At 48.0% G+C, this 20,774-nt stretch carries 25 protein-coding genes and 1 pseudogene; 14 read left to right on the top strand and 12 right to left on the bottom strand.

The features are described from left to right. Positions 1 to 5 precede the first annotated feature (5 nt). The 7 genes and pseudogenes from DG357_RS12485 to DG357_RS12470 all read right to left on the bottom strand — a co-directional run bounded on the left by DG357_RS12485 (position 6) and on the right by DG357_RS12470 (position 6,090). Entirely contained in the window at positions 6 to 3,143 is a 3,138-nt protein-coding gene (locus tag DG357_RS12485; protein ID WP_088205540.1) for a RecE family exodeoxyribonuclease, read from the bottom strand. A gap of 140 nt (positions 3,144 to 3,283) precedes the next feature. Beyond that, the gene (locus tag DG357_RS23170) at positions 3,284 to 3,448 is read right to left on the bottom strand and encodes a YdaE family protein (RefSeq protein ID WP_088205539.1); all 165 of its coding nucleotides are present in this window, start codon (positions 3,446 to 3,448) and stop codon (positions 3,284 to 3,286) included. Continuing rightward, positions 3,441 to 3,596: pseudogene (locus DG357_RS23165) on the bottom strand (hypothetical protein); the annotation flags it as partial. The pseudogene DG357_RS23165 and the gene DG357_RS23170, both read right to left, overlap by 8 nt. 324 nt (positions 3,597 to 3,920) lie before the next feature. Continuing rightward, positions 3,921 to 4,088, bottom strand: coding sequence for a hypothetical protein (locus DG357_RS23030; RefSeq protein ID WP_167401634.1), 168 nt, complete (start codon positions 4,086 to 4,088; stop codon positions 3,921 to 3,923). Positions 4,089 to 4,090: 2 nt separating this feature from the next. Then, complete coding sequence (locus tag DG357_RS12480) at positions 4,091 to 5,134, bottom strand: serine/threonine-protein kinase (RefSeq protein WP_078774394.1); 1,044 nt, start codon at positions 5,132 to 5,134, stop codon at positions 4,091 to 4,093. Next, positions 5,131 to 5,589 carry a hypothetical protein gene (locus DG357_RS12475; protein WP_078774393.1) on the bottom strand — a complete coding sequence of 153 codons (459 nt, stop codon included), beginning with the start codon at positions 5,587 to 5,589 and terminating at the stop codon, positions 5,131 to 5,133. The genes DG357_RS12480 and DG357_RS12475 overlap by 4 nt, the downstream gene beginning before the upstream one ends. A gap of 108 nt (positions 5,590 to 5,697) precedes the next feature. Continuing rightward, positions 5,698 to 6,090 carry a helix-turn-helix domain-containing protein gene (locus tag DG357_RS12470; RefSeq protein ID WP_078774392.1) on the bottom strand — a complete coding sequence of 131 codons (393 nt, stop codon included), beginning with the start codon at positions 6,088 to 6,090 and terminating at the stop codon, positions 5,698 to 5,700. Positions 6,091 to 6,190: 100 nt separating this feature from the next. Between DG357_RS12470 and DG357_RS12465 the strand changes: the two genes are divergently transcribed. From DG357_RS12465 to DG357_RS12445, 5 genes are all read left to right on the top strand, one after another. Then, on the top strand, positions 6,191 to 6,418 hold the full coding sequence (locus DG357_RS12465; protein WP_078774391.1) for a transcriptional regulator: 228 nt from the start codon (positions 6,191 to 6,193) through the stop codon (positions 6,416 to 6,418). A 2-nt stretch (positions 6,419 to 6,420) separates the two neighbouring features. Further along, positions 6,421 to 6,972, top strand: coding sequence for a toxin YdaT family protein (locus DG357_RS12460; protein ID WP_088205538.1), 552 nt, complete (start codon positions 6,421 to 6,423; stop codon positions 6,970 to 6,972). 84 nt (positions 6,973 to 7,056) lie between these two features. Further along, entirely contained in the window at positions 7,057 to 7,974 is a 918-nt protein-coding gene (locus DG357_RS12455) for a replication protein (RefSeq protein ID WP_167401633.1), read from the top strand. Next, entirely contained in the window at positions 7,971 to 8,657 is a 687-nt protein-coding gene (locus tag DG357_RS12450) for a replication protein P (RefSeq protein ID WP_088205537.1), read from the top strand. The genes DG357_RS12455 and DG357_RS12450 overlap by 4 nt, the downstream gene beginning before the upstream one ends. Positions 8,658 to 9,136: 479 nt before the next feature. Then, positions 9,137 to 9,586 (top strand): carboxymuconolactone decarboxylase family protein, encoded by a 450-nt coding sequence (locus tag DG357_RS12445; protein ID WP_005131814.1) that lies wholly within the window; start codon positions 9,137 to 9,139, stop codon positions 9,584 to 9,586. Between the two features lie 246 nt (positions 9,587 to 9,832). Here DG357_RS12445 and DG357_RS12440 read toward each other — a convergent pair whose 3' ends face one another. From DG357_RS12440 to DG357_RS12430, 3 genes are read right to left on the bottom strand one after another with little or no spacing between them, the layout of a single operon-like run. Beyond that, positions 9,833 to 10,312: a carboxymuconolactone decarboxylase family protein gene (locus DG357_RS12440; protein ID WP_059356660.1), complete on the bottom strand. Its 480-nt coding sequence runs from the start codon at positions 10,310 to 10,312 to the stop codon at positions 9,833 to 9,835. 15 nt (positions 10,313 to 10,327) lie between these two features. Beyond that, entirely contained in the window at positions 10,328 to 10,936 is a 609-nt protein-coding gene (locus DG357_RS12435; protein ID WP_224222677.1) for an FMN-dependent NADH-azoreductase, read from the bottom strand. A gap of 8 nt (positions 10,937 to 10,944) precedes the next feature. Continuing rightward, a complete protein-coding gene (locus DG357_RS12430; RefSeq protein WP_023324744.1) occupies positions 10,945 to 11,370 on the bottom strand; it encodes a GNAT family N-acetyltransferase in 426 nt (141 codons plus the stop codon). Positions 11,371 to 11,479: 109 nt separating this feature from the next. On the opposite strand from DG357_RS12430, the gene pdxR reads away from it, so the two are divergent. After that, complete coding sequence (gene pdxR / locus DG357_RS12425; protein ID WP_023324743.1) at positions 11,480 to 12,859, top strand: MocR-like pyridoxine biosynthesis transcription factor PdxR; 1,380 nt, start codon at positions 11,480 to 11,482, stop codon at positions 12,857 to 12,859. Between the two features lie 256 nt (positions 12,860 to 13,115). Here the strand turns inward: pdxR and DG357_RS12420 are convergent, their stop codons facing one another. Continuing rightward, positions 13,116 to 14,144 carry an HlyD family secretion protein gene (locus DG357_RS12420; RefSeq protein ID WP_045337414.1) on the bottom strand — a complete coding sequence of 343 codons (1,029 nt, stop codon included), beginning with the start codon at positions 14,142 to 14,144 and terminating at the stop codon, positions 13,116 to 13,118. Positions 14,145 to 14,154: 10 nt separating this feature from the next. Beyond that, positions 14,155 to 15,747 (bottom strand): MFS transporter, encoded by a 1,593-nt coding sequence (locus DG357_RS12415; RefSeq protein ID WP_088205536.1) that lies wholly within the window; start codon positions 15,745 to 15,747, stop codon positions 14,155 to 14,157. 149 nt (positions 15,748 to 15,896) lie between these two features. On the opposite strand from DG357_RS12415, the gene DG357_RS12410 reads away from it, so the two are divergent. From DG357_RS12410 to DG357_RS12375, 8 genes are all read left to right on the top strand, one after another. Next, positions 15,897 to 16,682, top strand: a complete 786-nt coding sequence (locus tag DG357_RS12410; protein WP_023324740.1) for an IclR family transcriptional regulator — start codon at positions 15,897 to 15,899, stop codon at positions 16,680 to 16,682. A gap of 614 nt (positions 16,683 to 17,296) precedes the next feature. Continuing rightward, on the top strand, positions 17,297 to 17,746 hold the full coding sequence (locus DG357_RS12405; RefSeq protein ID WP_088205535.1) for a VOC family protein: 450 nt from the start codon (positions 17,297 to 17,299) through the stop codon (positions 17,744 to 17,746). 366 nt (positions 17,747 to 18,112) lie between these two features. After that, the gene (locus tag DG357_RS12400; RefSeq protein WP_088205534.1) at positions 18,113 to 18,337 is read left to right on the top strand and encodes a DinI family protein; all 225 of its coding nucleotides are present in this window, start codon (positions 18,113 to 18,115) and stop codon (positions 18,335 to 18,337) included. 106 nt (positions 18,338 to 18,443) lie between these two features. Further along, entirely contained in the window at positions 18,444 to 18,686 is a 243-nt protein-coding gene (locus DG357_RS23340) for a hypothetical protein (RefSeq protein ID WP_224065701.1), read from the top strand. A 39-nt stretch (positions 18,687 to 18,725) separates the two neighbouring features. Next, complete coding sequence (locus DG357_RS12390) at positions 18,726 to 19,328, top strand: DUF1367 family protein (RefSeq protein ID WP_088205533.1); 603 nt, start codon at positions 18,726 to 18,728, stop codon at positions 19,326 to 19,328. Next, positions 19,328 to 19,534 carry a hypothetical protein gene (locus DG357_RS23155; RefSeq protein ID WP_088205532.1) on the top strand — a complete coding sequence of 69 codons (207 nt, stop codon included), beginning with the start codon at positions 19,328 to 19,330 and terminating at the stop codon, positions 19,532 to 19,534. The genes DG357_RS12390 and DG357_RS23155 overlap by 1 nt, the downstream gene beginning before the upstream one ends. Before the next feature lie 2 nt (positions 19,535 to 19,536). Next, positions 19,537 to 19,899 carry a crossover junction endodeoxyribonuclease RusA gene (rusA, locus tag DG357_RS12380; protein ID WP_088205606.1) on the top strand — a complete coding sequence of 121 codons (363 nt, stop codon included), beginning with the start codon at positions 19,537 to 19,539 and terminating at the stop codon, positions 19,897 to 19,899. Further along, entirely contained in the window at positions 19,896 to 20,729 is an 834-nt protein-coding gene (locus DG357_RS12375; RefSeq protein ID WP_088205531.1) for an antitermination protein, read from the top strand. Before rusA ends, DG357_RS12375 begins: the two co-directional genes overlap by 4 nt. Positions 20,730 to 20,774: the final 45 nt, after the last annotated feature.

The raw sequence follows: 20,774 nt of genomic DNA, 5'->3' as shown, positions 1-20,774 counted from the left end.
CCCCCTTAAGCCTGAGCGCGCAGCGCTTCGAGGCGGCGCAGGTCGAAGTCGTTCAGTTCATCGGTGTAATCGGTAGTGATCGGCGCTGGCCATTCGCCCGTGTCGAATCCGGTTGCGATGGCGCGCATCGTTTTGCGGTACTCGAGCATCCCCAGTTCCAGCAGTTCGGTTGACGCCTCGATGATGGCGATCCAGTGGTAGTTCTCGTCCTTGTTGACGAAAATCCAGAAGAACTGGTCCAGCGCCGCGGTCTCGCAATACATAGCCGCACTGAGGTGGTAGTCCCGGTCAATGATTTCCCGATGCAGCCTAGCGCGCAGGCTTTCCTGCTTAACGTTCCACATGCTGATGGTTTTCAGGTCAGCACCGATGCGCACGCCGTCCAGTTCAATCTCGAGGTCAGGGCGTACACGCACTTCTAATCCGGTTTCGTCGTCGAAACCGAAATAGCTCACTTCAACGGCGCGGCTTGGATGTGTCAGCAGCATGCCGGCGGTCGGGTGCCCCAGGAGTGCAGACTGAATTGCCCGCGCTGTGGCCAACTGCTGGCGGGTAACCAATATCTTTTCGCCAGGGTTGTTGCGCCAGGCATCCAACAGTTCGTCGGCGAAGATGGCATCGGGCTTAACTGATTTAACTGCCTGGATCATGTCTGCTTTGGTACCGGACACTTTCAGCGGTGTCGGTTTCTGCGCTTCTTGCGCCACCAGGTCTGGATTGATGATTGCTAATTGCTCAAGTAACGCATCACGGCTGCCGCTGGTTTTAACCGGCACGGGCAGGGTGGCGTTGTACTCTTTAATGCATGCCTTCATTGCTGTTGCTGTCTGCTTCTGGCTTTCTTCAATACGCTGGTACTCAGCTGGGAGAGCCATATAGCTTTGAGCCGTTTCTTCCAGGCTGACGCCAAGCGGCACTTGAGCGGGAAGGGATGCGTTATGTTCTTCTAGCAACGCTTTAATCTCGTCAGCGCTTAGTAGTGCCGGAAGGCTGGCGTTGTACGCGTCGATGAACTCACGCAAAGTTGCGGTGGTGGTGAAAGCACCCTCGGGGATCTCAGGTTCTACGCTGAACTCTGCTTCGAGGTTTTCCGGCTGCAGTGCAAGAGCGTGCACCAGATTTCCCATATCCAGCACTTTGGATGCTGTTCGCGGGATGGTTTTAGCCACATGGCGCGCGTTAAAGTACATCAGGCTGACCCTGGCATCTTTCACCTGGGTTGAGCTAATGCCGTTTGCTGCGTGATAAACGTCATTCGGTAGGCCTTCGTAGCGGCCAGGCTCGAAGTAAGCCGGGTATTCAATTACCGGTACTGCTTGCTGTTCTTCCAACGCTACGGAATCTGTCTGCGAATTAGCTGCATCAGTGCTTTCGCTCGGTGGTACCGAACCAACATCTTTGTCTTTTTCTGGCTTAGCCGTTTCCATCTGCACATCGCTGGTGGTCTCCGCTGTGTTTTCCGTTTTTTCGACTTCATTTGAGGAGGTATTGACGACCGGTTCGGTATTTCCACCCATCAGGCCATCGATGGAGAACACGCCGCTGCCGAGATTTTCAACCTGCGGTTGTTCAGCTGGGGCTTCAGTCTCAACTACAGGAGTAGGCAACGGCAGTAATTCCACAGCAGAGTTAAATTCAGCCATCATGGTTTTATTCACAAACTCAAGATGAGCCGCTGGCGTGTGGTGAATGTTTTCTGGCGCGATGCGGATCAAGTTGAAGATTGCCGCACGGTTCACCGCCAGTATGCCGGGCTGATTACGCAGGATGGCGCTCCATGATTTCCATGGTTCTTCTTTCTTCGCCACGATTTCTTTGGCACGTCGTAACACGCTCGAAGGAATTTCGAAGTGGTGGAAGTCCATAGGCAGTAGGGCGCATGCGATCTCAAGATCGAGGGTGTCCAGAGTGTGATGCGCGCCTTCGCCGCGATCCGTTACGTAGCCACCGTCTGCATTGGTCCCAGAATCAGTGCGCTGAACATTACTGATACGATTACCGGCTGCCCATTCGCGAACGAGAATACCGCGATCGATATAATCAGTTGCCGCCCAGATTTGGGTGAATCGGAGAACCAAAGCGAGTTCGTGACGCTTCTCCTGGCTGAACACCTTGCGAATGGCGTCGGTGTAGCGCCACAGGTCTTTGGTATCGTAACCCTTAACCTCTTCGCAGTTTTCTGCCGCCAGCAACAGGTTCTGGACATAGCCGTTGTCAGTGTCCATCTCCAGCGCGCTGATAGCTTCGTACTCTTCTCGGGTTAAGTGGTGGCGCAGTTCGTCGGCGGTGAACTGAGCGAGTAGCTGCTTGCGGAAGGGCATACGAACGACCGGATAACGTGTGGTTTCGTCATCATTCTCGTCAATCTGAATACCGTTTTCGGGTTCTGGAACCTGATCGGTTGTAACATCGGCGTCGCTGGTGATTTCTGATTTGAGAAGAGCAAGCTTTCCGCTTCTCCACTCTTCAACTAACTGATTGCGGTCGCCGGCATCTGCTCTCGCCCAGTCAGCCATGAATGCAGCAATAATTTCAGTTTCGTGCGCCTCATCTGGCGCGAATACCTGCTTAATCGCCTGAACCAGTTTCCACTCAGCGTTCAGGCTGAGTTCGGCAACTTCAGGAATGCCGTTCTTCGCCTGTAGCAGGTTCTGGAGATAAGTGTTGCCTTCATCCAGAGACATTTCGCTGGCCGTCAGCTGCTGCTCTTTAGTGATATGTGATTGGTATTTGTCGCTGGTCAGGTGGACGGCATAACGAACCGCTGGAGTGCGGTTTTCAACCGGGACACTCTCGACGGTGGTTTCGACATTAACGGACGTCTCCGGTGCGGCAGTGTTGTCCACGGCACTAGTCGACTCAGCGCCAGCCTTTGGCAGCCAGGTGCGTCCATCGTCCTGCAGTTCGTAGCGTTTGCACCAGGTGTAATCCACGGTGCTTTCTTCCGGGAGGTCGTTATATACCGGGAAATCAGTGCGAACCGGTTTGGCATAATCCTTACCGCGGCCGGTTTCAATACCGGCATCTTCCAGCTCAACATCGAGCTGCAGGTTGGCACGGGCTTCTGATTTAGCAGTGAACCAAATCACTGCGTCTTCTTTGCCAGATTTCTGCGTAGCCTTAACTACATAGAAAAATTCCATGTGAGATCCTCTTTTTTGGATGTAAGATCCCCGGGCCAGAGATAGCGCCCATTGGGTGAACTTTGGTTTTTTTAGTAGTTTTCCGGTGTAACTTTGGTCGGGAGCACCGGACGTACGGGCCGCCTTGCGCGGCTTTTACGTTATGCCTCGTGGGCCATCTGGTCGTGCGAAGCACAACGTTCAGAGCAGTATTCTTTTTCTTTGCGCGCCAGCTGTGAGCCGTTGCGATAGAGAAGGGTACTTTTGACTACTTCCCCCGGTGTAACCAGCTTGCCGCAATACCCGCATTTTGTTGAATTACACATCTGGATTCCCCTTTTGCGCCAGCAGGTAGCACAGGCGGCGAAGAATCACCTCGAAGAAGTTCAGTTTTACGGCTTGCTGCCGTCCTGGTTTGCGTGCGAAATCAATCATTCTCACCCTCGTTTGCCTTATCGCCGGCCAGCGGAACGTTTACACCTGATGCGCGTTAATCTCTCCACCTCATCCGACTATTCGTATGCCGTCGGCGGCTACTGCGTGGGCGTCTTGCCTTGGTGGTTCGTAGTGCGTCTTGGTGAGATAAATTAAACACAAAGTTTAAACTAATGTCAACAAAATGAATAAGTACGGATAAACAAAAAGTTTAACCACAAATTCTAGGGGTATGATTTGTAAGTTGCTGGCTCAAAATTCAAAGGCAAAGTTCAGGACGAGAGAGTGAGGAACCACGACTTGGAGATGGATAGATGGATAGATGGAGGGGGGCGACATGAAAAACCCGGCGCAAAGGCCGGGCTACATTTTGAAGTATTTTAAAGCAAGTGAACCTTTGGAGAAGTTTTTATGATTTTTGCAATCAGCGTCTTGAGAGCTATCAATAAATTCTTCTTTTGTATAAGGGCTTGCTAGGGCTGCTTCTCGCCTGCGACGAGGCAGCTTAACTACTCCCTCGTTTTTTTTCATATCTAATTGTCCTTCAACAATTTATACAGCTTGGCCGGGGTGCACCCTGATGAAATCGACAAAGCTGTAATTTTCCGTACTGAGTTGTCGGGATAGATCCGCTTACCCGTCGTAGATGCTGTTGATGCATCGAAAACTATAGATACTATAACATCCTTATCTGTTTTGTGCCATTCATGCTGACCGGCAGTAGTTGAAGGCTGATATCTCCAGTCAAGCGCGCCATCACTAATATCAGATAAGTCATTTAAAACATCTAAAGTCGATTGATATCTGTCATTAGGATCAACTTCCAAGCAGCAATCAATAATTGATATAAGCTTTTTAGGAATATGCGGAGGATAGTTTTTGCTAGGGAAGGTTCCATTGCAAATCGCATTTTCGAGTTGGTCCTCTGTTTGGTATTGAGAACGCTCACTTTCAAATGCTATATTTCCAACACACATTCTGTACATTGTTAACCCAGCCTGATAAATATCGTAAGTTAAATTAAATTCCGCTGCTGCAAGAGTGAAGTATTCAGGTGGAATATGGAAAAAATAACCGGTATCAGGGGTTGCTCTGCCATTAGTGTTTATTAGCTTTGACAATCCAAAATCTGAAAGCAATGCTTCATCACGATTAGATATAAGTATATTATTTGGTTTTATATCAAAGTGCATAAGCCCCTTTGAATGTATATGGTATAAACCGCTTAAAAATTGTATAGAGTATCTTATGATTTCGCGGCTTGTTAAATTATATGTCTCAATCTTTTTCTGTAACGAACCATTTTGATAAAACGGCATTGCAATGTAAACATTATCATTACATTCTGCTGCATATTGTACTTGAACAATGTTGGAGTGAGAATGCTTATAAAGAAGTCGTGCCTCAGTAAAATACTCATCCTTACTTGCCCCGGCAGATTTAGGTATCTCTTTTATAATCAATTCATGATCTAAATTCTGGTCATGAGCTAAATATACCGTTGAAAAGCAGCCTTGTTCATCTAAATCTCGGATTTTAGTGAATGAAACGTCCGCGCGCTTATGTGGATTAATCATAATCTAGCCCCTGCTGCTAATGCAGATAACAAAGCCTCATTGGTTTCAGAATTGAAATTAGAATTGTCTATCCCGTGAATCGTTAGTTCAGATTTTAAAAATGCTTTGTAATTTTCTTGAGAGAGGTTTAGTGATGATTTAATACCGTTCTGGCGAATTGTAATATATTTTTTTACTTCGCTACTTGAGAATGCTTCCTGAATAACAGCTTCGATATATAATCGTTCAATATTAAGGTTCTGTGAATTTGACTCAGCCACCCTAATGGAGGCAACTTCAACATTGTAAAATCGTAATATATCTAAAATATTATTTCTAACATATTTTAGTTTTTCGGGTATATCCAGTGTCGCCGGGATTCTTATGACATCTGAGCAATGTACTTGACAGCTTTCCGTGTTATAAACAATGAATGAAGCGACTTTGGGAGCCGCTCTAACACCAAGAATGTTCATTTAAAGCCCTCAAAATATGATTAAATATTAAAAGATCTTAGATAAATTAAACGTGCTCAAAAAATGATTTTAAGTTCCATATTAAAAATATTTGGCTGAATATCACTACTATTCATCCTGCGTACGAATCCGCCCCTTTATGTACTTCTCGTATAGCTCGTCCAACTCTTTCAGGCGAATCGCAAAAATGCGGAGCATATTCTGTTGCTCTTCTTCTGGAAGCTGACGATATAGTTCCAGCAACCGTTGTTCGTCCGGCTTCAATCCGTTTCTCTCACCAACATCCTGACCAAGAATCCACTCAAGGCTTACCCCAAGCGCATCCGCAAGCTTTATAGCTGAGCTTTTCCCAATCGTCCCACGAACGAACCAATTATTGACAGACTGAGCACTGACGCCACAAATGCGTGCCATGTCTGACTTGGTCAGCTTCTTAAGTTCAAGGATCTCGTTAAGTCTCTGAACTTGCGGGTTATTTATCTGATGAATTTTTTCTTTCATGTACGGATTCTAAACCAAAAGTTTAAGACCTCAACTTTCAAAATGTTGACATTGAAATAAACATTTTGTTTAATTAGGTCGATTGACACTGGAGCTAATTATGAAAGCAATTGATAAAGCCATCATCAAAGCCGGAACAGCAACCCGTTTAGCGGGGCTGCTTGAAGTAAGCGCAATGACCATCAGTCATTGGAGAAATCGCTATATGGGAGTGGTTCCAGCTGATCGAGTACTCCCAATTTATAGTGTGACCGGCGTAACTCCCCACGAACTACGTCCAGATCTCTACCCAAACCCCACAGACGGTTTACCTAAACAGGAGCCTTAACAATGCAAACTTTTTCATTTCAACAGAGTAGCAGAGCTTCCTCTAATCCAATGATATTCCCGTGTCATAAAAGCGAATCGGCAGCGCAGGATGTTGATCATCGAGATATTTGTTCTGCAGTCCGGGCATGGGCAGCGGCAGAAGGGCGCGTAGCTGTTGCGCTTCAAATCCAAGAAGCGGCGGAAGAACTTCAACTTGATGGCGTGGATTTCTCAGGCGAGGCAGATGTCTGGAACGTGAAGCTGTTCCGTTGGTTGGACAATAAAGACGATTCCTCATCCTACCGTAGAAACGTCGAGCAACTGTTGCCAGCGATTATGTCTGTATTGCCGCTTCGATACCGCGACCGTGTCGTAAAGAACGACTCGTTTGCTTACCGAATGGCCCGGCTGGAAAAAGAGGTAAGTGAGGCGAAGCAAGCTCTGATGCTCGATGCACCGAAGAAGGAAAAGCTGAAGGAGTTAGGAGAGGGGATTTTCGAAATGTTCCGTGTCGATCCGGATCTCACAGCGCCGCTGCTGGCGATGGTCACAACCATGTTGGGGGCAATGTGAAGACTTCAGAAAAGGCGAAAGCCGGTCTGCGCGAACAGAACCGACTTTCAGGTGCAAAAACGGAGTGTAATTGCGGAGCTAAGTATGTCAAACACAGCTGAAATTATCAATTTCCCCCACAGAACCGAACAACCGGGAGGTCGTATGGCCGACCTGTCGAACGGGTATACCAAGGTCGCTAACGAGATCCAAAAGCTCAAGCCTCGTCTGAGAATGTCAGGCCGGGAATGGCAATGTTTTGAGGCGGTGATCTGGCTTACCTACGGCTGGAACAAGAAACAGGACCGCGTGACGAACACGGTGATTGCCGAGCTTACAGGGCTGAGTGATTCGCATGTTTCTGATGCGCTCAAATCACTCGCAGAACGCAAAATCATCTTCAGTCAAAAGCAGGGCGTAATGAAAACGGTCGGTATAAATACTGACCTTTCCGCCTGGATTTTAGACAAACCGAAAACGGGAAAAGTCTTCCCGAAATCGGGAAAAGTGTTACCGAAAACGGGAAAAACCTTCCCGGAAACGGTAGACACCCAAGACTATAACAAGAACAATAATAAAATATCCTCGTCTCGGAATTCTGACGAATTCCGAAACCAGAAAACTCAAAAGTTTCTCTCTCGCCATCCTGAAGCTGCCGACGGGATATACACCCCAGCAGGTAAATCATGGGGATCCGCTGACGACCTCAAGGCCGCCCGCTGGATTTACGACAGGCTCCTCACCGTCAACGCATCGCTCTCCGAACCCAACTGGGCTGAATGGGCAAACACCATCAGGCTGATGCGTATCCAGGACAAGCGCACACACTATGATATTTGTGACCTGTTCCAGTGGGCCAACCGGGACGAGTTCTGGAAAGACAACATCCTGAGCCCTTCGAGTCTGCGCAAGAAGTGGGATCAACTCACCACCAAACGGCTGCGCGCAACCGGAGCGGTAAAACCTTCCCGGGGCGGTATCGACCTGCATAACACCGACTGGATTGACGGGGTGCTGGAATGAAACATCTTGCAGAGAGCATTCGCAGTTTTGACCGGGAACAGGCTCGCCGTGTGGCGCACAACCTACCTGAGCAGTACACTGAACGCGAACAAACGCAGCAGGTGGCGCAGATTATCAACGGGCTATTTGTACAGCTGGCGGCCGCGTTCCCGGCAAGCCTGGTTAATCGCAGCCAGGAAGACGTGAACGAGATCCGCCGACAGTGGGTGCTGGCCTTCAAAGAAAACGGGATAAACACCATGGAGCAGGTTGAAGCCGGTATGCGCCAGGTACGCCGTCAGGAGCGTCCATTTCTGCCGTCGCCAGGCCAGTTCATCAAGTGGTGCAGGGAAGGGCACTGCGTGCTGGGGATCACCACTGCTGACGTCATGGCTGAATACTGGAAGTGGAGGAAGCTGGTTTATCGGTACCCGAGCAGCGAGCTATATCCGTGGCCAAAGGCGGTTTATTACCACATTTGCCTTGAACTGCGGCGCCGTGGAACAAATGGTCAGTTGAGTCTTAAAGAACTCGAGCGTGAAGCCAGTGACATTCTGGATGTGTGGGAAAAGCGGGTGCTGGCCGGGAAGCCGATTCCGCCCGTTCGTAGAGCGTTGGCAGCACCAGTATCGTCGAAGGGACCGACACCTGCAGAGCGTCTCAAAGCCAAATACGAGCGGATGAAGGCTGAAGGAAGGGCATAGGAAAGAAATGGTCCGCTATGAGCGAGAGGTGTACGTACAGAACGAATTTCATTACATATGAATTAAACATTTCTTCCCTGGGAACGTCGATTGTCGTTTGGGATAGCCAGGCTTTAGCCTGCTGGTAATCGGCAGTTCAGCCAGAAGAAAGAGTGATCCGACAATGTATCCTGCACCTTTTTTACCATAATGATGAAGGCCTTCACCAAGTCACATCCTCAGGTGCCATTTCTGCATAAAGACTAAAATTGGCCATTCAAACAATCATCATTGTTGAATCAAAGTTAAACCCATATTAGTTTCATGGCATTCCATTTCTAACATGTCCTACGCGTTTTCCTCTTCTTTGTGTCTTTTTTATATGTCAATTTTGATTATGATGACTTAACACTGAAGTATCCATCAGTAATCCTTCTGAAGAAGGTGAGGCATATTTCCGTAGATAAATCAATCAAGTAACACTTTCTAAAGGAAAACAAATGAAACGTCCAAATTGGTTCCAGGTATCTGCAGAAGGCTCAAAAGCACTGGGAACGCTGCATCATTTCGCCACAACAGGAACAAATCTCCCGGAAGAGTTAATACATTTGGTTTTTTTAAGAGTATCTCAGATTAATGGCTGCGCGCATTGTATTGATATTCACACCCGCGATCTTATGAAGTGTGGCATGTCGGTAGAGAAAATAGTTCTGATTCCCGTATGGGAGGAGGCTACATATTTATTCTCGGATCTGGAGCAAGCGGCGCTGGCATGGGCTGAAGAAGTTACCAGAGTAAGTGAGACACATGCTTCGGATGAAGCGTATTCTGCAGCGCTTTCAGTATTTGGTGAAAAAGATTTGGTCGATTTGACCATCGTTATTGCAACAATGAATGCACTTAATCGTATGGGCGTCAGCTTTCGAATGAAGCCGCTGGCCAAGGCATAAATTACCATTCATTTTCTTCTCGCGATTGGTTACTCATTTCCCCAAAAGTAAAAACCGCCGAAAGGCGGTTTTTACTTTTTTAACAGCTAGCGATGAATATAATCGATCTTAATATTCTTTTAAGCATGTATAATATTAGGTTGAAAATACACTATGAATACTATTCGTGTGCGGTTATTACAGTATATGTAAGCTTATAATTAAAAAATAAAGCCGCCAACAAGAAGTGTTGTTGGCGGACATTTATTAATGTAATTCAGCACGATCCAGACCGTAAGCGCTATCCATCGAGCCTGGTGCCATCTGCGATAAAATCTGCAGACGGTTCCAGGCATTAATTACAGCAACGGTGAATGTTAACTCTGATACTTCCACTTCAGAGAAATGTTCGCGCAATTCGTTGTAAAGCGCTTCGCTTACACCATTATTACCAATGCGGGTCAAAGCTTCAGTCAGTGCCAGAGCAGCTTTCTCTTTGGCGCTGAACAATGGCGATTCCCGCCAGATTGCAACGTGATAAAGACGCAGTTCACGCTCTCCATGCATTTTTGCTTCTTTAACATGCATATCCAGACAAAATGCACAATGATTTAGCTGTGAGGCACGGATATCCACTAAGTGCTTAAGTTTTTTATCCAGCGAGATTTTTCCTAATGCCATAGAAGCATCGGCAAGTGTTTTAGCCAGTGCCGGGATGGTTTTGAAATGATTCACACGTGACGACATATTGTAATCCTCTTTTTAAAATAAACGATCAATGGTTTGCAGTGCATGGGGTAATGCTGTAGTACGAGTTACGGGGTCATGCGTGCCGTCTACCCGAATAAATTGCACGTCGGTAATGCCAATATATTCAAGCGCTACGCGAATGTAGGGCGTGAACTGGTCATCTGCTACAAATGGACCGTGGGCAAATACGCTGCCGCTGGCGACAACGCAATACACTTTTTTGCCGCTGACTAGCCCTATTTTTTTGCCCTCTGGCGTAAAGGCGAAAGTTCGTCCGGCGCGGGTTATATGATCGAACCAGGCCTTCAGCACGGAAGGCAGGCCGAGGTTCCACATCGGTGATGAGATAACCAGTGTGTCGCAATCAAAAAGCTGATCTACCAGTTGTTCCGAAGTCTTAATAGCGGTGAGCTGAGCTTCACTACGTAGGTCTGGTGGGGTAAAAAAACCAGCAATGGTAAATGCATCAAGATGTGGTAGCGGCCGTTGAGCCAGGTCCAGAACTGATTCTTCAAGCTCGGCATGATGCGCGCGTAATTTTTCTACAAGGCGTTCAGACGCCGCGCGGGATGCCGATCCTGATAAATCCGGACTGACTTTAATGTGAAGCAGTTTCATCATTTTTTTCCTCAGGTGAGATCGCGATAAAAGTGCAGGCCGAGGGCGGTGTATCCGACACGCTGATAAAATGTCTGGGCTCCTGAATTACTAATGGCGGTATCAAGGACCATCTGACCACAACCGTATTCACGTGCGATTACCGCTAAGTGATTCAACAGCGTTGCACCCATCCCCTGACCGCGAGCCTCGCTCACTGTTACCAGATCGTCGACGTAACAGAATTGCCCGTGAATAAAATTTTCGAGCAGTCGATAACCGGCCAGCGCTATTGGTTTGCCATCCTGCTCCAGTCCTGCAAGCCGATAGCCTTGCGCCTGCTGGCGCTGTACCTGGGCGATAAATTGTTTCTCATTCGTCAGTTTGCTGCGTAGTTCCCGCATCAGCGCAAAGCAACGGGCAAGGTCAGTAGCGGTGTCGTAATGTTCAATCTTCATGACGCCTCATATTGAGTGGCTTAGTTAATAGCCATATCTTAATCTTGTATGTCTGGTTAAAAAGGGCCATTATTGCACTTAATTGATAGGACATCTAAAGGTGCATTTAATGGGGTACAAAGAGATTTATGCCCGCTATCGTCAGCAGATTCAGGACGGTCTTCTGAAACCGGGAGCGCGCGTTCCCTCGATTCGTTCGCTAGCAAGCGAGTTGCAGGTAGCGCGAAAAACGGTAGAAACCGCGTATGAAATTCTTATTGGAGAAGGCTATTTCGTGAGTCTGGGGGCAAAGGGGACCTATATAAATCCGGAGCTCAGGCTAACTTCAACGGTCAGCGCAGACAACGCTGTATCGTCTTGTTCACTTAACACACAGATTACTGAAAGGAAGGGTGATCTGAGGCTCGGAATCCCTGCCCTGGATGAATTTCCCCATAAAAAATGGTTACTAATATCGGGAAAAGCTGCGCGAAGTCTTCGTCCAGAAGAAATGCTCATGCCCCCGGTAATGGGCTTTCAGCCGCTACGTGAGGCCATTTCAAGTTATCTCAATATTTCAAGAGGAATGAATTGCCGACCAGAGCAAATCTTTGTTACCAGCGGCTATCGGGCCAACTTACGGTTAATTCTGTCGGTACTTGCACAGCCTGACGATAAAGTGCTGTTTGAAGATCCTGGCTACTTTTATGGTCAGCAATTATTGAAGCGAATGGCATCCAATCTGCACTATATACCTGTTGATCGGCAGGGCATGGATGTTGATTTTCTTCAGCGCTATCACAATGATGCACGCTTCGCTATCGTTACACCCACTCATCAAAGTCCGCTCGCAGTTAGCCTTTCATTACCGCGTAAGCATCAGCTGCTGGCCTGGGCACAGCAAAACAGTAGCTGGATAATCGAAGATGATTACGACGGAGAGTTTCATTACACACGAAAAGTAATCCCGGCGTTGAAAAGCCTCGATATGCATGACCGGGTTATTTATACCGGTACGTTTAGTAAAACGCTAATGCCAGCTATGCGTATCGGCTATATGGTAATACCACAGGAGACGGTAGCCCGTTTCAGTGAACTGGGCGAAATCCTTGAAACGGGTCTACCATTACTGCCGCAAAAAATACTTGCGCAATTCCTTAGCGAAGGGCACTTCTACCGGCATATAAAAAAGATGCGCTTACTCTATCAGCAGCGGCGTCGCATGATGCTTGAAGCAATTGAAACGAGCTTTCCAGGGTTATTTGAATTTGAGCTTACAGATGGCGGGATGCATATTGTTGCCTTTCTGCAACGTGGCATTGTAGATACCGCATTAGCTGCATTATGGACACAGCACGAGCTTTACGTCCGGCCACTCTCGAGCTGGTATGCGCAGACACAAAAACGTTATGGGTTAGTCATTGGATACACTAATATTCGCTCAACCGAAGAGGCGCAGAAAATTTTGGAGCGGGTTAAGGAAAAAACACTGGCGCTTATGCAGCATTAAGTTTTTTGATAGCCAGGCGTGAATAATAATCTCTTGTTTAGCCGTATCGTTGCCTGATAAAAATATTTAGTCGATCACTCCCTGTAAATGAGGGTCGACTAAATATGATCGTGATACTACATGTGTTTTTTAACAGGAATTTAGTCTGGTGTCGGTGCCATATATCTCCTACAGGATATTACGTATCGCTAACGGGAACACCGTTTCTAAGCCAGACGTTCAAAAATAGAGCGGTTTTTTGAGTGTATCTGGAATATTAGCGGATCTCAATTTCAGGAACGGCTGACATCCCGACGCGCAATAATTTTGCATCGGGTTGATTACCATCCAGCACTATTTTCACCGGTAAACGCTGGACGACTTTAGTAAAGTTACCCGTTGCATTGTCTGGCTGGATGGCTGAAAACGTTGCGCCGGTTGCAGGAGCGATACTATCGACATGTCCAGTAAACTTTTTGCCAGGCATGGCATCAATTTTAATTAAGACCTTCTGCCCCTGCTGAACATTTGCCAGCTGTGTTTCAAGATAATTGGCAGTGATGTAAGTTTGATGTAGCGGAACCACGGCCAGCAGACGTGTCCCTGCGTTAACGTAGGCACCGAGGCGCACCGAACGCTGGCCTACCATCCCATCGACTGGTGCAACAATACGCGTATAAGAAAGGTTAAGCCTCGCCTGACTGACCTTTGCCTGCGCGACTGCAACATCGGCTTCCGCCTGACGTAATGCAGCCCTCAACACGCCTACCTGTTTTTCTGCTGAGGTCAGAGCAGCTTCGTTCTGACGAACGACTGCGGATGCAGAACGCTGCGTTGAATGGGCTTTTTGTTGATCGTCCGCAGCGACGGTACCTCTTTGATAAAGTTTGTTAAAACGTTCAGCGTTCTGACTGGCGTACTGCGCCGATGCCTGACTGGCTAAAAGGGTCGCTTTAGTCTGAGCAATAATGGATTGTTGCTGCTCCAGTTGTGCAAGGCTGCTCAGGTGTTTTGCTTGACTAAGCTGCAAATTAGCTTGCGCCATTTCAAGCGCTATTGTGTAGTCTCGGTCATCCAGCGTGGCCAGTGTTTGCCCTGCTTTAACCCGTTGGTTATCCGCGACATAGATATTTTTGATATAACCCGATACTTTTGGTGCTACCAGTGTGTAATCCGCATTCACATAGGCATCATTGGTACGTGTATCATTATTCAGCATTGTCGACCAGACGAAAAATATCATCGTCATCATCAGAATTAATAATGCGCTGAGCAGAATCGTCCTTCTGGATACAGAAAATTTCATTTAACCACCTCTATTTAGTCATGGCAGGTTGAAAACGTGTCTGGGGCGGCCAGACACGTTTTGGCAACCAGACAGTGAGTAATAACAGCAGGACGGCAAAGCCAGTCATCAGCAGATAGCTGTCGCCCAGACTCAGAACAATTGCCTGATGTTTTAATAAGGTGATAAATCCCGCGATGTTCTCGGTGTTGCTGATGCTGCCGTCGTGTAATAAAGGGATGCTGCTGCTGGCCTGCTCACTGACCGGTGTCGATATCAACCATGGGCGGTTGGCTACGTTATTGACCAGAACATTAGAATGAAATTGTTCTCTGTGATTTATAAACCATTCCACTAATACGCCAGCAGCGATGCTTGAAAAACCCCGTACGGTATTGAACATAGCAGAGGCATAATGTCCTTCCGGGGGAGCCACAACGCTGGTTGCGCTCATAAGCAACGGTAAAATAATTGACGGTAATCCAATCGCCAGCAGAACCTGTATGGCCCAGAAATTCTGGCGTGCCCAGTCGCTGGTTATCTGCATACCCATCAGGCTGGCGAAAATCATCAGAGCAATTCCGAAAGCTATCAGCCAGCGACAATCAACCCAGCGCAGACTAAGCAGTGCGGCAACAAGTGGAGTGATAATTAACTGCGGGAGCCCAATGGTCAAAGCCAGCGGCGCAAATTGCGCTGTTCGAAAGCCCTCTACTTTGCCAAAGAAATTGGACGGCAAAGCCGAGCCAGCCAGCGCCAGTACCAACACTACAGCGAGCGCCATCAGGCCATATGAAAAGTTACTTCTCTCCAGCATCTGTAATTTGAACAAAGGGAGGGGATGAAACCATTCATTAATCAGAAAAATCGCCAGGCACACGATGGCGCTGGATAACAGACAATTAAATAACGGCGATTCAAACCAGTCCAGACGTCCACCCTGAGTGATGGCGATTATTAAAAACGCCATACCAGAACAGCCGGTAAGCATACCGAACAGGTCGATCTGTTTAAATCGGTCGAGATAAATCGGGTCCTGCGGCAAACCCCAGCCAATAAATATCATCGAAATCAAAATGGCGGGGACCGCTTGCCAGAACATGAACATCCAGCTCACTTCATCTGTCCAGAATGCCGCCAGTGAAGGTGCCACATTTGGACCTAAAGTCGCAGTCAGAGCATAAGCTCCAAGTCCATAAAGTTTTATAGATGGTGGCAGAAAACGTAGCGCCACAGTCATGAGTAAGGGAGGAAGTGCGCCGCTAAACAGGCCCTGTATCGTTCGCAAGAGAATAAACAACGGCGCATTCGGCAGTAAGGGTAAAAGTATGCCGCAAACCATAAAACCGCCAGCGCAAGCAAGCGCGAATTTACGCAGCGAAAAAGTCACAGCAAACCATGGTGCGATCATCATCGCCACTACTTCCGCGGCCTGGTAGGCAGATGTGAACCAGCTGGCTTGATCATAAGTCACGCCAATTCCGGCACGCACATCTGCAAGCGCTATATCTATAACCCGACCATTAAGTCCGGAGGTCAAGGCTGCAATCAGTACACCCACAAACCCCATTGCAAGGCGCCAGGTAAAGGGGGGCAAGGGTTGGGTAGAACGCTGTGCATTCATACAAAGTTCTCGTGCATTAAATCGATACAATGTACCGTATTGTGGTACAATGTGGCATCTTACATTGTGGTAGCGTCCATTGCAATGTGATAATTAAGACAAGAACTGAGATAACAGGCTGTCCGTCACCGGACGATAAGGAGCTCTATATGGCCGTTAATGCTTCAAGCTTTGAGGATGAAAAACCCGGCGGGATTCAGGTTATCGCCCGTGCAGCTGCAATTTTGAATGTGCTGGGTAAACACCCAGGCGGCATGAGTCTGGGGGAAATTGCGCAGGAGGTTGCTCTCCCTCGTTCAACGGTGCAGCGTATTGTCGCGGCCTTAGACAGTGCTCAACTTGTGCGTAGCAGCGGTGCAGGTGGTCTGCGTCTGGGACCAGCACTACTCAAACTTATTTCCAGTGTGCACAGCGATGTAGTGGATCTTGTACGTCCCTTCCTGGAGCAGCTTTCGGCCAATATTAATGAAACAGTGACCCTGGCACGTGCCAGTGGTACCCAGCTGGCAATCGTCCATTACGTTGTAGCATCACGTGAATTACGTGTTGTACCTCGTATTGGACTTAATTTGCCGCTCTACAGTACTTCCGGCGGTCGTGTGTTACTGGCTATGGAAAGGGATGAAGATGTCCGCATACTGGTAGGCGATGCCTATGAAGATCTAACCGGAATGACAGTTAAAACTCTTCCACAGCTTCTGGAGCTGATCGCCGATGTTCGTGCCAATGGGCTGGCTATAGATCTGGGTGAAACTCTTGAGGGCGTCTGCACGATAGCAGTAGCGCTAGACACACTTTTTGGTCGTTTTTCTATCTCATTATTAGTTCCAGCGCCACGTTTCCATAAACATGAAGCCTTTTATCGGAAAGAACTCATGCAATGCAAGGAGGCGATAGTTAATGAAATTGGAAGAATAATTTCGGTAGGAGAATAACTAACAACAGGAATAAGTGTTCTCAACGAAATTTGTTAGGCCGCTTGCACAGCCCGGCCCGACCTGCCCCAATATTAGATACAACGATCAGTTGGTAATGGAGTTGACCAGCTTCCCGTTGATCAACACTAAGTACTGTTAGCTACGTCCGCTTTTGGCACAAAGCTGACATTCCAGCCTTTGTATGACTGTAAAAACTACCTTCACGTGATAAGCCGCTTCGGGTAATGACGAGGCGCTTGTGTGACTTACTGGAAAACCAAATTGCGCGGCACGTTTGCTGCGCAAGTATCGCTGACTGCTCGATACCAGCTGAGCTTTAAAAGCCAAATATGATTGGATGAAAGCTGGTAGGAGGGTAAGGGGATGTGTGAGCGAAAATGAGACCAACTATTTAAGCCTGCTCCGTTTACCGCATCTCAACTGAGTACTTTTTTCTTTGCGTAGCAGTCTAAATCTTCATTTAGCTGGAGTTAGCATACGCCGCAACCCTGAACGGCATTGAACAATACGTGCAAGAAATCCAGCAAAAGCATAGATTGAAAAGCTCTTGACCTCAAGTTAACTTGAGTTTTTAAGATGGCGACTCTGAAGATAGTCAAAGGATTAGCCTAATGAAAGATATTGATGTAGGTTTTACGCACGTTGCGTTTGTTGTTAGAAATTTGGAAAAAAGTATTGATTTCTACAGCCGTTATGCTGGCATGGAAGTCGTACACAGGCGAGAGCCTGACCTTCCGGAGGCACGTAAAGTCGCGTGGTTAAGTGACCGAACTCGCCCTTTTGCACTTGTCCTTGTTCAGGTTGATGCTGTTACTGACACCCCTCTAGGTAATTTCGGTCACTTGGGAGTAGCTTGTTCAAGCATTGAAGAAATCGACAATAAGGTAGCGATGGCCAGAATGGAAGGCATCTTGCGAAAAGAACCGGTTCAGGCAGGCGAACCGGTAGGTTATTATGTCTTCTTCGCTGATCCTGATGGTAACACACTTGAACTTTCTTATGGTCAGAAAGTCGGGATCGAGGCTTTCCGTCAGGATGATAAAGTGCCTGCATCTCAGTAAATTTCGATAACCGGTTGGATTACATTACGCACTGGTAATGTTTCATGTCGTTTTAGAGCTTGCTGACAAATTTGTTGCTTAGTAACAGCAAGCTCAATAATAGCCTTTACGAATTTTCATTTTATAAATCTCATATCGAAACCACAATTTAGTAGTGAAACTGCACTAAACTCCTCTGAAATCTATTCAACATAACTATTGTGTAGACCACCAAATCTGAGATCTGTCCCAAATCGTTCTTAAAACCGATACCTGCAAGCTTGGAAGCGCTTCATCCTTCTAACACTCTTTAATCGTTGCAAAATCCGTAAGATACGTTTATAAATATACTGTATATGCATACAGGTGTTCATTGCGGAGGGAAAAATGAAAATCGAGTTAGCCATTGATCGCATGAAGAAACTTCCTGATGGAGCTATACCTGCACTCGAGTCAGAACTGCTCAAAAGACTCAGCAAGCAGTTCGATGAATGCCAGCTTACGATTAAGCGTGCCAGTAATGATGGTTTGACTGTTTTCGGGGACGACAAGAAAGAGGTCGAACATATCGTACAGGAGACCTGGGAAAGCGCGGACGAGTGGTTTTATTAATCGCGTGAATTTCACTGGAGCAGTTTCAAAGAGTATCGCTGTTTGCGTTCCCCTGGCTGTTCCCGATTACTGTTTACCGCGTCAATAAGTCGCTCTGGGGGAAATAGTGTGTAGTGCAGATGCCTTTAATGCAGATGATCAATGGTACGACGTGGTCAGAAGGGCCGATAAAGCAGTTATCTATAGCTTCCCGGCGGAAGGGAGATATCTGGTTTATCGAGTAAATGGAATAGTTTCATTACGACCGTTACTCGAAGAGGAAGAGATCTTCACTTTAAACGGGTTTATGCAATTTGCAAAACGACTGGGGTACCGAGTAACACCACCGTCTGATATTATTCTTTCATAGGCCTGAACACCCTATACCTGATGCGCCACGGAGAGAACCATGGCGCTAGAATTACAACTTATAAAACACCACTCAGGAATACTGATCCCGGCTACGCCCGAGACCAGCAATATTCTGCAATCCAAAACCCGGCTCGGCGATGTTCTTGTTGCCGAGTTCAGGCGGGTACGAAACCCGGCATTTCACCGGCGCTTTTTCGCGCTTCTTAATCTCGGTTTTGAATACTGGGAGCCAACCGGCGGGGCTATCTCGAGCAACGAGCGGAAGCTGATCACCGGCTACGCAAAATTCCTGGCTTCTTATGGCGGGAATGAGGGCGCGCTGATCGATGCTGCTGAGCAGTATCTTGAGCAGGTTGCTTACCGGCGCGTCACGAATGGCATTAGCCTGTGCAAATCCTTCGATGCTTACCGCTCATGGGTGATCGTTGAGGCAGGGCACTTTGATGCCATTCAGCTGCCAGACGGAACACTCAAAAAGCATCCTCGTAGCATCTCATTCGCCAACATGGACGAACTCGAGTTTCAGCAACTCTATAAAGCTGCGCTCGATGTTCTCTGGCGCTGGGTCCTGTCCCGTTCATTCCGCAGTCGTGATGAGGCAGAAAATGTCGCCGCGCAGCTGCTTGGCTTTGCGGGGTGATGGGGATGAAGAAGACCTGGTTCCACCACACCGATTGCAGCACCGAACAGGCCGACGAACTGGTTAAGCGTTACAAAGCGCGCGGAGTGCGAGTAGAGCGCAGCCTAAACCAGGATTACGTGACCTGGACTGTCAGTGCATTCCTTCCGACATCTAACACACCAGCGCGCCCGGATAGCCGCTGGCGAAACCGGATATGGGGGTGAACGTGAAGACATATCAAATCACTTTACCCTGGCCGCCGAGCAATAACCGATATTACCGGCACAACCGCGGACGCACGCATATCAGTGCTGATGGTGTCGCATACCGCTATGCCGTGGCCAGTATCATTCGAAGCGCCCGGCTTAATATCCGGACGACAGCACCACTCAAAATTCGAATTGAATGCCACATGCCCGACCGCCGGCGCCGTGATCTGGATAATCTGCAGAAGGCTGCATTCGACGCTTTAACCAAGGCGGGATTTTGGCTAGATGACTGCCAGGTTGTGGATTATCGCGTTGTGAAAATGCCTGTCGTTAAGGGCGGGAAATTAGAACTGACCATTACCGAGCTGGAGACCGCATGAATCTCGAAAATACACTCAAATATCACTTCGCCAAATCGACAATGATTAGCGACTCTCCCCGGACTACGGCATCAGATGCATTAACCGGAACGGATATCATGGCCGCTATGGGCATGACCCAGGAGCGGGCCGCCATGGGCTACAGTGCTTTTCTCGGGAAAATGGGCATCAGCAACAATGACCGGGAAAGGGCGATTGAGTTGCTGGTCCAGTACGCGCTGACCAAGTGCGATCGGGTGGCTGCGCTGCGCAAACTGGATACCAGGGTTAAGCCATTAGTGATGCACCAGTTGGCCACCTTCGCTTTCGAGGACTATTCCCGCAGCGCCGCCAGCGTGAAGCAGTGCGATGGCTGCAATGGGGAAGGGTTTATTGACTCTGAGGTTTTCAGCATGAAGTCTCACACTCCGGCAAAAGAGAAGAAGTTCGTGAAGATGTCTATGCATATGGGCGTCGAAGATATTCACCCTTCCGACTATGAGGTACACAGGCAGGTCAGGGAGGTTGCACGCGTTCTCTGCCCGCAGTGTAAGGGTAAGAGGGTCGTTAGTTGTGCCTGTAGAGACTGTCATGGACGCGGGAAAGCCGTTAATCAGGCTCTTACAGAACAGCAGGGTGTTCCGGTTCTGGCTGATTGCAAGCGCTGCAGCGGGCGCGGGTATGAACGAATTCCATCAACTGAGGCTTACGCCGCGATGTGCCAGATAACGGATGCAATCAGCCTCGATACCTGGAAGAAGTCTGTTAAGCCTTTCTACGATCAGCTCATTACCAAGTTTGATATCGAAGAGGCGTGGGCTGATGCGCAGCTCAAGCAGATAACAAAATAGGGCATGAATTTATCGTGAGCTATTTACTTTTCCCGAATCTGTGGT

The organism is Enterobacter bugandensis (genome assembly GCF_900324475.1).
Lineage (GTDB): Bacteria > Pseudomonadota > Gammaproteobacteria > Enterobacterales > Enterobacteriaceae > Enterobacter > Enterobacter bugandensis.
Note: the sequence above shows the minus strand (reverse complement) of the source record. Positions and strands in the feature narration are given on the sequence as shown.